Source organism: Streptomyces sp. NBC_01216 (assembly GCF_035994945.1).
Taxonomy (GTDB): Bacteria; Actinomycetota; Actinomycetes; order Streptomycetales; family Streptomycetaceae; genus Streptomyces.
In genome coordinates this window covers 6,601,147-6,615,675 of record NZ_CP108677.1, presented here as the reverse complement: position 1 = coordinate 6,615,675, position 14,529 = coordinate 6,601,147, and the positions used below count along the sequence as shown (strand labels likewise).

The following is a 14,529-nucleotide window of genomic DNA, read 5'->3' as shown; positions in this document are numbered from 1 at the left end:
CGGGATTTCTTTACGTCAACCTAATGCCCGTCATGCCGGACGCGCTCGGGTCAACCCGCCGGTAACCCCTCCTCAGCTCGGGTTTTCAAGATCGACGCCACTTCGGGCGACCGTTTTTGTCACGTTCGCTCGCATTACGGATCGACGGTCACTCAGAACCCGTCAAACAACCCTCTTATCGGGCTCCCCAACCAGCACATCGTGGGCTTAACTTATGTGCCATGACCTCCCCCCGCTTCACCTACGGAGGCGGTTACCACACCGCGCCGTCGTTCCCCGACACCCCGATCTACGACTCCCTGGTCGCGGAGCGGGGCACGCCTCAGATCGCGCCGATCCGAGTGCCCTCCGCGTACGACACCGGCAACAGCTACCTGCCGGCGTTGCCCTCCTCCCTGCCCGCCCTCCCGGCGGCTCCGACATCGCCCCCCTCGCCCGCCTACACCGGCGGCGGCTCGTACGGGTATCCGCAGCCGATGCAGCAGATGGCCCCGGTGCCGCTGCAGCACGCTCCGGCCCCCTACATCCCCCAGCAGCAGGCCGCTCCACGCGGCTACCCGGGCGGCCAGCAGCCGCAGCGCCCGATGAGTACGGGGTACGAGTCGATGCGTCCGGCGGCCTCTCGGCCCGTCCCGGCGCAGTCCCCCTACGACGACCCGTACAACCGGCCGTACCAGGGCGGGGGGTACTGACCGGCCACGCGGAGCGGCTGGCAGGATGACGGCATGTCCACTCCCGTCGTGCGCTCCCTCCATATCCATCCGGTCAAGGCGATGCGCGGCTTCGCGCCCGCCGAGGCGGACGTCCAGCCATGGGGACTGGCCGGCGACCGCCGTTGGACCGCCGTGGACGCGTCGGGCAGGGTCGTGACCCAACGCCGTCACCCTCGGATGGCGTCGGCTTCGGCCACGCTGCTGCCGGATGGCGCGCTCAGGGTGTCCGCACGCGGGCTCGAGCCGCTGACGATCGAGGTGCCGCGGCCGTCTTCCACGATCCGGGTGGAGGTCTTCGAGACTCCGGTGGAGGCGGTCCCGGCCGGTCCCGAGGCGGACGCGTGGTTCAGCGCCTACCTGGAGACCGAGGTGCGCCTGGTCCATATGGACGAACCCGCACGCCGTCGGCCGGTCGACCCGGAGTACGCGCTGCCGGGCGAGACGGTCAGCTTCGCGGACGGCTTCCCGCTCCTGATCACCACCACGTCCTCCCTCGACGCGCTCAACGCGCTCATCGCCCGGGGCGACCACGCCGACGAGGGCCCGCTGCCGATGAACCGTTTCCGGCCGAACCTCGTCGTCGACGGCACCCCCGCCTGGGCCGAGGACGGCTGGACCCGGCTCGCCGTCGGGGAGGTCTCCTTCCGCGTCGCCCGGTCCTGCGGGCGCTGCGTGGTGACGACCACCGACCAGGAGACCACCACGCGCGGCAAGGAGCCGCTGCGCACCCTCGCCCGGCACCGCAAGGACGGCAGCCGGCTCATCTTCGGCCAGAACCTGGTGCCCGAGCACCTCGGGACGGTCCGGGTAGGCGACGAGGTCAAGATCCTCGACTGACACCGGGCCGACCCCTCCACCCCTCACGTGCCCTCTCTCGCTCCGGCGGCTGTCGTCGCGGCGTGTTCCGGCCCGCCCGGCGCGCGGGGAACCCTCCTGCGGGGCACACTCGTTGGGGAAGCGGACGCACCGGGTGCGGACACCCGACGAAGTGAGGGGGTGGAGCGTGTGCGCGCGGTCACCGGTATCTGGCGCTGGAGACACAATCCCCTGCGCCGCAGAACGGACCTGATCGAGGCGTGGGTCGCGTTCGCGGCCGTCGCCCTGCTCGCGCTCGCCGTGCCCGCGGTCGGCTGGACCGCCGGGGCCCGTACCGACGCCTCGCTCCAACAGGCCGTACGGTCGCAGCACGAACAGCGGCAGCGGACGACGGCCCGGGTGGTGCGGCTCGCCGACACGCCGTTGTCCGACGTCCGGGACGGCGGATCCGAGGGCGAGCCGCCGTCGCGGCGCGCCGTGGTGGCCCGCTGGACGGCTCCCGACGGCGGCGCCAGGACCGGTAGGGTCCCGGCCCCGCGCGAACGCTCCGACCCGGGCGACACCTTCCCCCTGTGGAACGACCTCGCGGGGCGCCCCGCGACGGCGCCCATGACGTCCGGCACCGCACGTGCCCACGCGATCTCCGTGGGTCTGCTCGCGACGGCCCTGGCGGCCGTCTTCGTGGAGGCCGCCCGACGGCTGGTCGTACGCCGGCTGGTACAGCGGCGGTACGCGCGTCTCGACCGCGCCTGGGCCGGGGCCGGTCCCGACTGGGGACGTACGGGCGCGGGCAGCTGACCCGGCGTCCAGGCACCTCCGGGGGCGCTACGGTGGGGCATCGGATCAGCGACGACGCATGAGGCGGGGGCAGAGCACACCCATGGCACAGGGCACGGTCCAGGTGACGCACACCGGCACATCGCGGTGGCGACGCCGCACGGGCGAGTACGCCTCCCTCGCCGCCGCCCTGGAGGCCGCCGCCGACGGGGACGTCCTCGTCGTCGCGCCCGGAACGTACCGGGAGAACCTCGTCATCCGGCGGGCCGTCACGCTGCGCGGTCCCGAGGAAGGGATCGGGTCGGTCCGGATCGCGCCGGTGGACGGCGTGCCGCTGACCATCCGGGCCTCGGCCACCGTCCAGGACCTGCACGTCGAGGGCCAGGACGCGGCGGCGCCCGCCCTCCTCGTCGAGGAGGGCACCCCGGAACTGCTCGACCTGCGGATCGTGACCCGCTCGGCGGCCGGCATCGAGGTCCGTGGCGCCGCCCGCCCCACCGTCCGCCGCTGCACCGTCGACAACCCGGCGGGCGTCGGCGTCGCCGTACTCGACGGCGCGGGCGGGGTGTTCGAGGAGTGCGAGGTGGTCTCCGCGGGCCAGTCCGGGATCTCGGTCCGCGGCGGTGCGCACCCGCGCCTGGAGCGCTGCCGGGTGCACCACGCCTCCGGCGCGGGAATCACCGTCAACGGCGAGGGCAGCGGCCTGGAGGGCATCGGCTGCGAGGTGTACGAGATCAAGGGCGCCGGGCTCCAGATCGCGGCACGGGCCACCGCCCACCTCTCCGACTCCACCGTGCACCGCACCTCGGCCGACGGCGTCACGTTGGACACGGACGCGGTCCTCACCCTCTCCGACTGCGACATCCACGACATCCCCGAGAACGCGATCGACCTGCGCTCGCGTTCGGTGCTGACGCTGACCCGCTCGGCCGTGCGCCGCTTCGGCCGCAACGGCCTGTCGGTGTGGGACCCGGGAACCCGGGTGGACGCCAACCAGTGCGAGATCCACGACAGCACGGGCGACTATCCCGCGGTCTGGGTCAGCGACGGGGCCACCGTCGTACTCGACTCCTGCCGGGTGCACGACGTGCCGGACGCGCTGTTCGTACTCGACCGCGGCTCGCGTGCCGACGTGGTCGACAGCGACCTGTGGCAGGTCCGCAACACCGCGGTGTCGGTGAGCGACGGCGCGACCGCCCAGTTGGACGACTGCCGGATCCGTGAGGCGTCCACGGGGGCCTGGTTCCGGGACCACGGCAGCGGCGGCACACTCGCCGGCTGCACCATCGACGGGGTACAGACCGGGGTCATCGTCACCAAGGGCGCCGACCCCTCGATCGAGCGGTGCACGGTCACCTCGCCGGCCGAAGCGGGTTTCTACGTCTCGGCGGAGGGGCGGGGCTCCTTCGTCGGCTGCCGGGTCACCGGAAGCGGCGGGTACGGATTCCACGTGATGGACGGCTGCCGCACGACGCTGCGCGCCTGCCGGACCGAGCGGTGCGCCCGGGGCGGCTACGAGTTCGCCGACGGCGGCTCCCCGGGCGAGGGCACCGACGGCGGACCGGTGGTGGAGGACTGCACCAGCGACGAGAGCGGGGTGCGCCGGGCTCCGGCGGCCACCGGCGGCGGCACCGTCGTGACGGCGACACGGTCCGGCGGTCTGCTCGGGACGGTGCCCGCGCCCCGTCCCACCACGGCCGCCCCGCCGGTCCCGGCCGCTCCGGAACCCGCGCCGTCCCGCTCCCCGGTCGACGTGCTGGGCGAACTGGACGCGCTGGTGGGCCTGGAGAGCGTCAAGCACGAGGTCCGCACGCTCACCAACATGATCGAGGTCGGCCGACGGCGTCAGGAGGCCGGGCTCAAGGCCGCCTCCGTGCGCCGCCATCTGGTCTTCACCGGCAACCCCGGCACCGGCAAGACGACCGTGGCCCGTCTCTACGGAGAGATCCTCGCCTCCCTGGGAGTGCTGGAGCGGGGACACCTCGTCGAGGTGTCCCGGGTCGACCTGGTGGGCGAGCACATCGGTTCGACGGCCATCCGCACCCAGGAGGCGTTCGACCGGGCGCGCGGCGGCGTGCTGTTCGTCGACGAGGCGTACGCGCTGTCTCCCGAGGACTCCGGGCGGGACTTCGGACGTGAGGCGATCGACACCCTGGTGAAGCTGATGGAGGACCACCGGGACGCCGTCGTGGTGATCGTCGCGGGCTACACCACCGAGATGCAGCGCTTCCTCACCGTCAACCCCGGTGTCGCGTCACGGTTCTCCCGGACCATCAGTTTCAGCGACTACGTTCCGGACGAACTGCTGCGGATCGTCCGGCAGCAGGCCGACGACCACGAGTACCGGCTCGCCGCGGACACCGACGAGGCACTGCTCACCTACTTCACCAAGCTGCCCAAGGGGCCCGCGTTCGGCAACGGCCGCACCGCACGGCAGACGTTCGAGTCGATGGTGGAACGGCATGCCGGGCGAGTCGCCTCGCTCACCGAGGCGAGCACCGACGACCTGACCCTGCTCTACCCGGACGACCTGCCCGAGCTCCCCTGATCGGAGGGGGCGCCGGCGCGCTGGCGGGGCAGGCCGGGCGGCAGCCGGTCGAGCAGCGCGGACCGCTCGGCGGCGAACACCGGATCGGCCTGGTAGTCGGAGTGGCCCCTGATCGGCTCGGGCAGTGGGTGGGCGGGCGTGCGCCCGTAGGCGACCGGATCGAGCAGGGCGGGCCGGTCGACGACCGGGCGGTCCCCGTCGGCGGGCACGCGGACGGGGCCGCCGATCGGGTCGGTGGCCCGGTGGAGGTTGCTCCAACAGTGGACCGTACGGTGCAGGCCGCGCAGTGGTCCGGGGCCGAAGTAGGCCGGGAACCAGCGTCCGTAGAGGCGTTCCAGCGGTGAGCCGTACGTCAGCAGGGCGACCCTCTTGCGGGTCGCGGGCGGTAACTGCCAGACCGCGGCGGCCGCCAGGACACTGCCCTGGGAGTGGCCGGAGATGACGAGCCGTCCGCCGGTGCGCGCCGTCCAGGAACTCATCCGCCAGGTCAGGTCGGGAACGGCCCGCTCGGCGTAACAGGGCGGGGCGAAGGGGTGCGCGGCACGGGGCCAGAAGGTACCGACGTCCCACAGGATGCCGATGGTCCGGCGCGCCGAGGCGTCCTTGTACGCCCGTCGGCCCCAGGTGACGAACAGTATGAAACCGAAGCCGATCATCCAGGAGCCCAGGGACTGGGCGGCGTCGGCGGCGGAGGCGATCGCGGGCTGGGCCCCCTCGAAGGCCCGTCCCGGCACGGCTCCGCTGATCCAGGCCCCGGCGACGGAACCGGCGCCGAGGAGAAGGGTGGCGCCGGACACCAGCCCGACGAGCAGGGGCGCGGAGTCGGTGAGCGCGGCGCGGGCCCGGATCGCGGCGATGCGGGCGGTTCGTACGGGGTCCGCGGTCCGCGGTCCGTACGCGGCCTCGACGACGGGGCCGAGGCGCCGTGCGGCGCGCGCGGTGCGGACGACGAGGAACCCGGCGGGCGCGAGCAACAGGACGAGCAGGACGGGGATGACGGACGCCTGCCAGCTCAGCAGGACGGGCGGGGCGATGGCGGAGCCATCGCCCATGCCCGGCGTGGCGGGCCCGTCCAGCCAGTCGGCGACGCGCTGGGCGACACCCCCGGACATCACTCCGCCGAGGGCGCAGGCGAGCATGGCGACCGCGGGGCCGCCGAGTCCGTACAGGGCGGTGCGAGGCTCGGGCCGACGCCGGTGCAGCAGGAGGGCTACCGCTCCGAGGGCGACGACGAGACCGCCCTGGGCCAGCGTCAGAACACCGAAGGTCATGTCTCCGGGCAGGGTGCCGGCGGAGCGCCAGCCGGGCCGGGACCAGCCGGCGTGCAGGACGGCGAGGAGGAGGAGCAGCAGGGAGGTGCCGGGCAGCCAGGAGACCAGGGCCCGCTCGAGCCGCAGGTCGAGGCGATTCTCGCTGCGGCCTCGCCGGCACACGACCCACAGGACGACGGCAGCGAGGGCGACGACGGCCGACTGGAGCGTCCATCCGAGGGATTCGCGCAGGGAACCGGGCGCCGTGGCCCGGTCCTGGTGGGCGGCGGCGCCGGTGAGGGCGGCGGTGACCGTCAGGAACCCGAGGGCGGTGTGGGCGGCACGCAGCCGGGCGACCAGTCGGCGGCCGTACCAGAAGCCGGGGCGGCCCAGCGCGGGGCGGAGCCCGGCCGGTGTCCCGGTGCCGTCGTCGGCCGGATCGGCCTCCGCGGAGTCGTCCTCGGGAGCGGGGCAGGGCTCGGGAGCGGGGCAGGGGCCGGAGCAGGCGCAGGGCCTGGCGCAGGACGGCTCCTGCCCGGCGGCGGGGCCTTCGGCGCCGGGTGTGCCGTACGTCGTGGGCGGGCGCTGGGCCTCGTACGCGCTCCAGGTCCGGTTGGACAGGTACCAGAGCAGGCTGACGAGCGCGGCCGGCACCACGGCGGCGAGAGCGAGGCGGCGTCCCGGCTGGGACCACCAGCCGCCCCGCTCGGCGGAGAGGAATCCCAGCCACGAGCGGTCCCCCGCGCATGCGGTGCTGCCCGCGCACTGCCAGGCCGTCAGGTCGAGGGCGACCTCGCAGGCGGCGGCGGTGAGGAGCACGGTCAGGGTGAGGGCGACGAGGCGCACCAGGACGCCGTACAGCCGCTGGAGGCCGGGGCGTCCGGGCGCCGGCGGGCGCATCCAGTGGGCGAGGTTGACGACCATGAAGGGGAGGAGGAGCAGCCACAGGGCACGGGCTCCGTTGCCCGAGGTGAGGTTGGACCAGCAGTACGCCTCCGGAACGGGGCGTTCGGCGTCGCCGTCGGGGTGGTCCTCGCCGTCGGGGTGGTCCTCGGCGTCGAGGTCGTCGCGGCGGCGGTACACGGCGGCGGTGGCGTCACCGGTCACGCGCGCGGTCCGGGGGTCGTCCAGCATGTCCTGGGGCGTGGCTCCGCCGACACCGTGGACGAGGAGCTCGAGCGCCGCACCCCCGCTCCTCGGGGCAGGTGTGGCAGGGGACACTTCGGTGTCTCGCTCTCTGGATGGGAGGATTCTCCGGCAGGCAACAGGATCGCGGAAGGCCGGGCGCCCGCGCACGACCTCCGGCGGAATTCCGGCGCCGTTCCCACAGTCCCCATCGGAAGGACCGTCATCGGTGGTGAGTGACCAGCAGAATCTCCTCGCGGAGCAGCGGCGCGCCCTCATTCTGGACGAGGTGCGGCGGCGCGGTGGTGTACGGGTCAACGAGCTGACGCGTCGGCTGAACGTGTCGGACATGACCGTGCGCCGGGATCTGGACGCGCTGGCACGTCAGGGTGTCGTCGAGAAGGTGCACGGAGGTGCGGTGCCGGTCGTCGAGACGAGCACGCACGAGCCGGGCTTCGAGGCCAAGTCGGAGCTGGAGCTGGGCGCCAAGGAGGAGATCGCCCGGACGGCGGCGCGGATGGTCGCGCCGGGCACGGCGATCGCGCTGTCGGGCGGAACGACGACCTTCGCGTTGGCGGCGCACCTCCTGGACGTGCCGGATCTGACGGTGGTGACCAACTCGGTGCGGGTGGCCGACGTCTTCCACGCGGCACGCCGGCCGGACGCGTCGGGCGAGTCCCGCGCGGGGGCGCCGACGGTGGTCCTCACGGGCGGGGTGCGGACCCCGTCGGACGCGCTGGTGGGCCCGGTGGCCGACCAGGCGATCCGCGCCCTCCACTTCGACGTGCTGTTCCTCGGAGTGCACGGCATCTCGGTGGAGGCGGGGCTCTCCACGCCGAACCTCGCGGAGGCGGAGACCAACCGGCGGCTGGTGCGCTCGGCGCGCCGGGTCGTGGTCCTCGCGGACCACACCAAGTGGGGCACGGTGGGGCTGAGTTCGTTCGCCCGACTGGAGGAGGTGGACACGCTCGTGACGGACGCCGGGCTGTCCGCGCGGACCCGGGCGGAGATGGCGGAGCATCTGCCGGGACTGGTGGTGGCCGGCGACCCGGAGCCCGGCGGGGGAGACCTCGGGTGAGCGTCTTCCGGATCGAGCGCGTCACCGCTCTTCCGGCCGGGGAGGCGTGGCGGCGGCTCACCGACTGGCCGTCGCACGGCGGCCGGGTCCCGCTGACCCGGACGCGGGTGCTGACCCCGGGGCCGACGGCGCCGGGCACCCGTTTCGTGGCCAGGACCGGGCTCGGACGACTGGCCTTCGACGATCCGATGGAGGTCGTGCGCTGGGAGCCGCCGGTGGCGGAGCCGGGCGGACCGGAGCGGTTCGCGGAACCGGCGGAGCCCGGTGGGCCGGGGCGGCCGGGGTCGCCGTCGCGGCCGGCTGTGTGCCGGCTGGAGAAGCGCGGCCGTGTGGTGCGGGGCCATGCCGTGATCGAGGTGTACGCGGCGGGGCGCGGTGGTTCACACGCGGTCTGGGTGGAGGAGTTGCGGGTGCGCGGGGTGCCGGGCCTCCTCGATCCCGTCGTCTCCTTCGTCGGACGGCGGGTGTTCGGCCGGGTGATGGACGGACTGCTGGGCATCTGACGGAGCGCCGACTATGGTGTGCGCACTTCGGCATCCAGCTCGGGAGGAACGGTCATGACGCGCCGACTCAGGCAGGTGGAGCTCGGTTTCGCCTCGTCCGCTCCCGGACGCCTCGTGTTCTCGGCCGGACTGGCGGCCCCGCCGGCCGCCGTCTACCGCTCGCTGGCCGAGGAGGTGGGCAGCTGGCCCGCGTGGTTCACGGCGGTCGCCTCGGCCCGTCCGACCGACGGTGGCACCGGCCGGACGGTCCGGCTGCGGGGCGGCATCTCCTTCCGGGAGACGGTCATGGCCGCCGAACCGGACACCCGGTACGCCTACCGGGTGGACGAGACGAACGCTCCGGGCGTACGGGCCATGCTGGAGGAGTGGGTCCTGTCCCCCGTCGGCCGGGGCACCCGGGTCCGCTGGACGATGGCGGTGGACGGCCCGGCGGCGTACCTGTTCGCGATGCGGCTGGCACGGCCGGGCGTCGGCTGGTCCTTCCGCGACGCGATGCGACGGCTGGACCGGAGGCTCATTCCGGCCAGGAACCCGTCGCCAGGAAGCGGTCGATAGTCGCGGTGTACGGAGCGATGTCCAGGCCCTGTCCGGTCAGCCAGGCGTCGGAGTAGTACTTGTCGAGGTAGCGGTCGCCCGGGTCGCAGATCAGGGTCACCACGCTGCCGGTGCGGCCCTGGTCGACCATCTCGCCCACGATCTTCAGGGCGCTCCAGAGCCCGGTGCCGGTCGAACCGCCGGCCTTGCGGCCGATCGCGGCCTCCAGGGCGCGGACCGCGGCGACACTGGCGGCGTCCGGGACCTTCATCATGCGGTCGATGGCGCCGGGGACGAAGCTGGGCTCCATCCGGGGCCTGCCGATGCCCTCGATGCGCGAGCCGCAGTCGGAGGTGGCGTGCGGGTCGTTCCGGGTCCAGCCGTCGAAGAAGCAGGAGTTCTCGGGGTCGGCGACGCAGATGCGGGTGTCGTGCTGCATGTAGTGGACGTACCGCGCGATGGTGGCGGAGGTACCGCCGGTGCCGGCGGTGGCGACGATCCACGCCGGTTCGGGATACCGCTCCAGCCGGAGCTGCTGGTACATCGACTCGGCGATGTTGTTGTTGCCCCGCCAGTCGGTGGCCCGCTCGGCGTAGGTGAACTGGTCCATGTAGTGACCGCCGGTCCGCGCCGCGAGGGCGGCGGACTCCTCGTACATCTTGCGGGAGTCGTCGACGAAGTGGCACCGGCCGCCGTGGAACTCGATCAGCCGGCACTTCTCGGGGCTGGTGGTCCGGGGCATCACGGCGATGAACGGCACGCCGATGAGCTTGGCGAAGTACGCCTCGGAGACGGCCGTGGAGCCGCTGGACGCCTCGATGACGGGTTTGCCCGGCCTGATCCAGCCGTTGCACAGGCCGTAGAGGAAGAGCGAACGGGCAAGCCGGTGCTTGAGACTGCCGGTGGGGTGGGTCGACTCGTCCTTGAGGTAGAGGTCGATCCCCCAGCTCTCCGGGAGAGGGAAGCGCAGCAGATGGGTGTCGGCCGAGCGGTTGGCGTCGGCCTGGACCTTGCGGACGGCTTCGTTCAGCCAGGTCCGGTACGCCGGGTCGCTGCGGTCGACGTCGAGGGTCGCCGACGCGCGGGCGGACGGGGCGGTACCGGCGGGGGGTGCGGTGGCTGCCGTGCCGGTGGCGGGCGTGGCGCCGGTGGACGGGGTGGCGGTGGTCCGCGCACCGGTCGCCGCGTTGTTCTCGGTGGTGCTCATGCTCGTTCTCCAAGGCCGTGGGCCACAAGGTTCTCCCTGCTGACGATAACTCGCTCACCTGCGCAAACGTTCACTTTGGGTGCCCATAGGCGTCGCTTGCAGAAGGGCCTCTGGTGCACCCGGCGCGAGCCCGGCACACTGGTAGGAGGAAACGGCACTAAGGGGCGGGGATCATGTCGGAGCCCGATTTCACCGCGACGGGCGTACGGATCGAGCGTTGGCCCCGGTCGCTGACCCGGGCGGGCGAGGTCCGCATCGAGGACGGCCGGTTGTCACTGCTGACCAGCTACGGAAGCGAGATCGACAGCGCCCCGGTGGACGCGGTCCGGGCCGGCCGGCCGTGGTTCGCCGGGGCCGACGCGACGGTGGCGACGGTGAACGGCACGCGCTATCGCCTGACCATGGACACGCCGCGTGCCCGGGAGTCGGCCCCGGGCCGCTTCCTCGACGCCCTGAAGAAGGCGGCCGGAGGGCGGCGGGCCGGAGGGCCCTGAGAGCCTGTCGGGTGACCTGGGACGGGTCGCCGCGAGTTGCGGGCCGGTCACGACTGGTTCACGCTGGAACCACCTCACTGAGGGTTGACCGGCGGTGACGCTGTGGCCCAGTCCGCAGCCGCCGTGCGCAGCGCATGAAAGATCCGATCCTTCGTCTTCTTCCGGACTACTTCGGGGAGTCGCAGCCGTGATCAGCGAGCCCAGCAGGCACTGCACAGTGGAGCTCCAAGCCCTGCCGTCGCGGATCGGTCAGGTCCGCAGAATCGTTTCGGCGCATCTGCGCTACTGGCATCTCGATGCCCTGATAGACCAAGCGGCGCTCGGTGTCACCGAGCTGCTGACCAACGTCCACCGACACGCCCAGCCGGACAAGCGGTGCACCGTCGAGATCGAGCTGCTGCTCGACCGCCTCACGGTCTCCGTCCACGACCACGACCCGCGTCTGCCGTCCGTGGGCGGCGGGGCCGAGGCCACGGGCTCGACACCCGATGCCTTCGACGACCTCGCCACCTCGGGGCGCGGGCTGGCGATCATCGAGGCGGTCAGCGAGAGCTGGGGCATCCGGCGGCACGGGGAGACCGGGAAGGTCGTCTGGTTCACCCTGTCGGCCCTGGTCCCCACGGCCGCGATGCCGTCCCGGTCGCACGCCGTGTACGGTGCGACCACCGAGGGCCCCTTCATCGGCCACACCCGGTACCGCGGTGCCCACGGTCCGAGCCTGGACGGCATTCCGCTCGGCACCCCCGCGACGCCGTCCCGCGCGCCGGCCGTGGCCCGCTCGGCCCTCGCGAGCTGAGCGCCGGGGGCGAACGACGCGGCGGGCTCACCGCGGAGCGACCGCAGCGAGGCGGGCGCGAGGCCGCACCCCACGCTCCGGGCCCCGCGTCGGCGAGTGAGCGCACGGGCCGCCGGGGCCGCCCTCGGCACCGGAGTGTCCCCGCGGGACGACCGCGAGATCAGCGGCGTCCGGCGACCGACGGGGCCGCCGCCTCAGTGCGCCGGGACCAGGGTCAGGTAGACCATGCCGAGCACGTTCCGGTATCCGTCGAGCCAGCCGGAACGCTGACGGTCGACGCCCTCGCGCGTCTCGTCGGCACGCGGACTGCCGGCGTGGGACGACAGCCAGAGCTCGGTGTCGTAGCGGTAGCCGGACTCGAACGCCTCCCACTCGTCCCGGTCGGCCGACTCGATCCACAGCGGGCGGAAGCCCGCCTCGATCGCCAGGTCCACCAGCGGCCCGAGGAGGAGGTGGTCGTCGGTCCGGGCACCCGGCCACATCCCGGCCAGCTCCGCTTCGGTCGGCAGTCGCTCCCAGAACCCCTCACCGAGCACGACCCGGCCACCGGGATTGACGAGACGCCGCAGTTCCCGCAGGACGACGGCCGGATCGTACGGCCGGTCCGGGTCACACAGCGCCTGGCCGGAGCCGAGGCAGAACACGGCGTCGGCGGGCCCGTGAGGGGTGGCCAGCGCCGACTCCTCGACGAACACGGCACGGTCGGCGAGCCCGCGTTCTTCGGCGAGCACCCTTCCCCTGGCCAGATCTTCGGCATTGATGTCGATGCCGACGCCACTGGCGCCCGGCACGGCCTCCAGCACGCGCAGCAGCAACTCCCCCCAGCCGCTGCCGATGTCCAGGACGGAGGTGGGCGAGGCGGCGGCGACCCGCTCGATCATGCGGGTGGCGCGAGCCTCGGAGAGCGGACCGTGGAAGGTGAGACTGCCGAGACGCGGAGGAAGATCATTGTCAGTCATGGGGGCGAACGCTAGCTCACGTCGGGGGCGCGTCAGACGACGTAGGCGCCGCCGGGCACACCTCGCCCGACACGACGCCGTCGGCTGACCTCGGATCGAGCTCTCGCGGGGCGGGCATGGCGAGGGCGGCCTGCGTGAAGGTACCGCGCGTGGACGAGTCTCCGGTCAAGAAGGAGAGTCGTGGGGCCGCCGAGGCTCCGCCGGTCCTTGACGGCCGCCCGGAGCCGGACGGGGACGGCACGCCGGTGTCGGTGCGGGCGGGCGAGCTGTTCGTGGTGGCGGCAGGCACTCCGCACGCGGTTCGCCCCGGAAGCCGGGGCACGCGGGTGATCGAGGAACTGCCGCGCGGCGACGACCGGAACACCCTCAAGGGCGTGGTCTGCCGAGGGCGCCCAGCGGGTCGTCGAGCACCGGCTGCCAGGCCAGCTCCGCCGCGCCGACCAGGCTGTTGTGGTCGAGGGTGCAGGGCAGGATCGGGACGCCGCCGCTGCGGCCCCACAGGCTGCGGTCGGCGACGACCGCGCGCAGGCGCTCGGGGTCGGCGGCGAGGAGTTCGCGGTGCAGACCGCCCAGGATGATCCGGTCCGGATTCAGGATGTTCACCAGCCCCGCGAGACCGAGGCCCAGACGGTCGATCAGCTCCTCGGTGGCGGCGCGCACGCCGGGATCGTGGGGGCTGGTCCGAAGGAGGTCGCGGGCCTGCTGGAGCAGCGACACCTCCGGCCCCGGGGCGCGCCCGGCGACCGTCAGGAAGGCGAGCGGATCGGTCTCGACGTCGAGGCAGCCGCGGCTGCCGCAGTGACAGGGACGACCCTCGGGGTGGACCGTGAGATGGCCGACCTCGAGCGCGAGTCCCGAACTGCCGGTGTGCAGGCGGCCGTCCAGAACGAGCGCGCCGCCGACGCCCCGATGGCCGGTCGCGACGCACAGCAGATCCCGGGCGCCGCGTCCGGCGCCGTGCCGGTGCTCGGCGAGAGCGGCGAGGTTGACATCGTTGCCCGTGAAGGCGGGGCCTTCGATGCCGGCGGCACGGACCCGCTCGGCGAAGATCTCCCGTACCGGCGCGCCGGCCGGCCACGCGAGGTGGAGCGGATTGAGCGCGGTCCCCTCGGGTTCGGCGACGGCCGACGGCGCGGCCAGACCGGCCCCGACGCAGCGGCGCCCGCTCGCCGCCAGCAGTTCCGCGCCCGCGTCGACCACCGCTCCCAGGACCTGTGCCGGGTCGGCCGAGACGGTCACGCAGCCGGGCACGGTGGCGACGAGCGTGCCGCCCAGGCCGACGAGCGCGGCGCGGAATCCGTCGGGGTGGACCTGGGCCGCGAGGACGACGGGGCCCTTCTCGTCGACCGTGAGGCGGTGGGAGGGCCGCCCCTGGGAACCGGCGGCGGCTCCGGGGTTGGAGTCGACGCGGATGAGACCGAGAGCCTCGAGTTCGGCGGCGACCGCGCCGGCGGTGGCCCGGGTGACACCCAGTTCGGCGGTGAGGACGGCACGCGTCGGGGCCCGGCCCGTGTGCACCAGTTCCAGCGCGGGTCCGAGCGCGCTGCGCCCCCTGTCCAGACGTGTCCGGGCCGTCGTCGCCTTGCCGTTCATGGGGGCGAGTCTCCCATGATCGGAGGGCCTGCCCGGCCGCGCCGGGTGCCGGAGCGGGACGAGGTGGCGCGAACACACCGGAGCGGGGCCGCTCCACGTCGCCGGTGCGCTCGACGGGCGCACCGGCCGCCCCACG

13 protein-coding genes are annotated in these 14,529 nt (G+C 73.5%); 9 read left to right on the top strand and 4 right to left on the bottom strand.

Going from position 1 to position 14,529, the window contains the following annotated elements:
- The first annotated feature begins 221 nt into the window (after nt 1–221).
- From OG393_RS29895 to OG393_RS29880, 4 genes are all read left to right on the top strand, one after another.
- Entirely contained in the window at nt 222–692 is a 471-nt protein-coding gene (locus OG393_RS29895) for a DUF6643 family protein (RefSeq protein ID WP_327377801.1), read from the top strand.
- Nucleotides 693–725: 33 nt separating this feature from the next.
- The gene (locus OG393_RS29890; RefSeq protein ID WP_327377800.1) at nt 726–1,550 is read left to right on the top strand and encodes an MOSC domain-containing protein; all 825 of its coding nucleotides are present in this window, start codon (nt 726–728) and stop codon (nt 1,548–1,550) included.
- Nucleotides 1,551–1,709: 159 nt separating this feature from the next.
- Complete coding sequence (locus tag OG393_RS29885) at nt 1,710–2,327, top strand: Rv1733c family protein (protein ID WP_327377799.1); 618 nt, start codon at nt 1,710–1,712, stop codon at nt 2,325–2,327.
- Between the two features lie 82 nt (nt 2,328–2,409).
- Complete coding sequence (locus OG393_RS29880) at nt 2,410–4,854, top strand: right-handed parallel beta-helix repeat-containing protein (protein WP_327377798.1); 2,445 nt, start codon at nt 2,410–2,412, stop codon at nt 4,852–4,854.
- Here the strand turns inward: OG393_RS29880 and OG393_RS29875 are convergent.
- Nucleotides 4,824–7,325 (bottom strand): hypothetical protein, encoded by a 2,502-nt coding sequence (locus OG393_RS29875; protein ID WP_327377797.1) that lies wholly within the window; start codon nt 7,323–7,325, stop codon nt 4,824–4,826. The genes OG393_RS29880 and OG393_RS29875 overlap by 31 nt on opposite strands.
- A 136-nt stretch (nt 7,326–7,461) precedes the next feature.
- Here OG393_RS29875 and OG393_RS29870 point away from each other — a divergent pair, with 136 nt between their 5' ends.
- From OG393_RS29870 to OG393_RS29860, 3 genes are read left to right on the top strand one after another with little or no spacing between them, the layout of a single operon-like run.
- Nucleotides 7,462–8,307, top strand: a complete 846-nt coding sequence (locus OG393_RS29870; RefSeq protein WP_327377796.1) for a DeoR/GlpR family DNA-binding transcription regulator — start codon at nt 7,462–7,464, stop codon at nt 8,305–8,307.
- Nucleotides 8,304–8,810: an SRPBCC family protein gene (locus OG393_RS29865; RefSeq protein WP_327377795.1), complete on the top strand. Its 507-nt coding sequence runs from the start codon at nt 8,304–8,306 to the stop codon at nt 8,808–8,810. Before OG393_RS29870 ends, OG393_RS29865 begins: the two co-directional genes overlap by 4 nt.
- A gap of 54 nt (nt 8,811–8,864) precedes the next feature.
- Nucleotides 8,865–9,365 carry an SRPBCC family protein gene (locus tag OG393_RS29860; RefSeq protein ID WP_327377794.1) on the top strand — a complete coding sequence of 167 codons (501 nt, stop codon included), beginning with the start codon at nt 8,865–8,867 and terminating at the stop codon, nt 9,363–9,365.
- On the opposite strand, the gene OG393_RS29855 is transcribed toward OG393_RS29860, so the two are convergent.
- On the bottom strand, nt 9,325–10,551 hold the full coding sequence (locus OG393_RS29855; protein WP_327377793.1) for a PLP-dependent cysteine synthase family protein: 1,227 nt from the start codon (nt 10,549–10,551) through the stop codon (nt 9,325–9,327). The two genes, OG393_RS29860 and OG393_RS29855, sit on opposite strands and share 41 nt — an antisense overlap.
- Nucleotides 10,552–10,724: 173 nt before the next feature.
- On the opposite strand from OG393_RS29855, the gene OG393_RS29850 reads away from it, so the two are divergent.
- On the top strand, nt 10,725–11,045 hold the full coding sequence (locus tag OG393_RS29850; RefSeq protein ID WP_327377792.1) for a hypothetical protein: 321 nt from the start codon (nt 10,725–10,727) through the stop codon (nt 11,043–11,045).
- Nucleotides 11,046–11,232: 187 nt separating this feature from the next.
- Nucleotides 11,233–11,841 carry an ATP-binding protein gene (locus tag OG393_RS29845; RefSeq protein ID WP_327377791.1) on the top strand — a complete coding sequence of 203 codons (609 nt, stop codon included), beginning with the start codon at nt 11,233–11,235 and terminating at the stop codon, nt 11,839–11,841.
- Between the two features lie 194 nt (nt 11,842–12,035).
- Here the strand turns inward: OG393_RS29845 and OG393_RS29840 are convergent, their stop codons facing one another.
- Together OG393_RS29840 and OG393_RS29835 are read right to left on the bottom strand one after the other, a co-directional pair.
- Entirely contained in the window at nt 12,036–12,800 is a 765-nt protein-coding gene (locus OG393_RS29840; RefSeq protein WP_327377790.1) for an SAM-dependent methyltransferase, read from the bottom strand.
- Nucleotides 12,801–13,166: 366 nt separating this feature from the next.
- Nucleotides 13,167–14,393: an ROK family protein gene (locus OG393_RS29835; protein WP_327377789.1), complete on the bottom strand. Its 1,227-nt coding sequence runs from the start codon at nt 14,391–14,393 to the stop codon at nt 13,167–13,169.
- Nucleotides 14,394–14,529 lie beyond the last annotated feature (136 nt).

Excerpts from the sequence above, each read along its gene's own strand:
- OG393_RS29860 (WP_327377794.1), top strand. The coding sequence starts at position 8,865 with ATGACGCGCCGACTCAGGCAGGTGGAGCTCGGTTTCGCCTCGTCCGCT.
- OG393_RS29890 (WP_327377800.1), top strand. The coding sequence starts at position 726 with ATGTCCACTCCCGTCGTGCGCTCCCTCCATATCCATCCGGTCAAGGCG.
- OG393_RS29855 (WP_327377793.1), bottom strand. The coding sequence starts at position 10,551 with ATGAGCACCACCGAGAACAACGCGGCGACCGGTGCGCGGACCACCGCC.
- OG393_RS29880 (WP_327377798.1), top strand. The coding sequence starts at position 2,410 with ATGGCACAGGGCACGGTCCAGGTGACGCACACCGGCACATCGCGGTGG.
- OG393_RS29850 (WP_327377792.1), top strand. The coding sequence starts at position 10,725 with ATGTCGGAGCCCGATTTCACCGCGACGGGCGTACGGATCGAGCGTTGG.
- OG393_RS29835 (WP_327377789.1), bottom strand. The coding sequence starts at position 14,393 with ATGAACGGCAAGGCGACGACGGCCCGGACACGTCTGGACAGGGGGCGC.
- OG393_RS29840 (WP_327377790.1), bottom strand. The coding sequence starts at position 12,800 with ATGACTGACAATGATCTTCCTCCGCGTCTCGGCAGTCTCACCTTCCAC.
- OG393_RS29895 (WP_327377801.1), top strand. The coding sequence starts at position 222 with ATGACCTCCCCCCGCTTCACCTACGGAGGCGGTTACCACACCGCGCCG.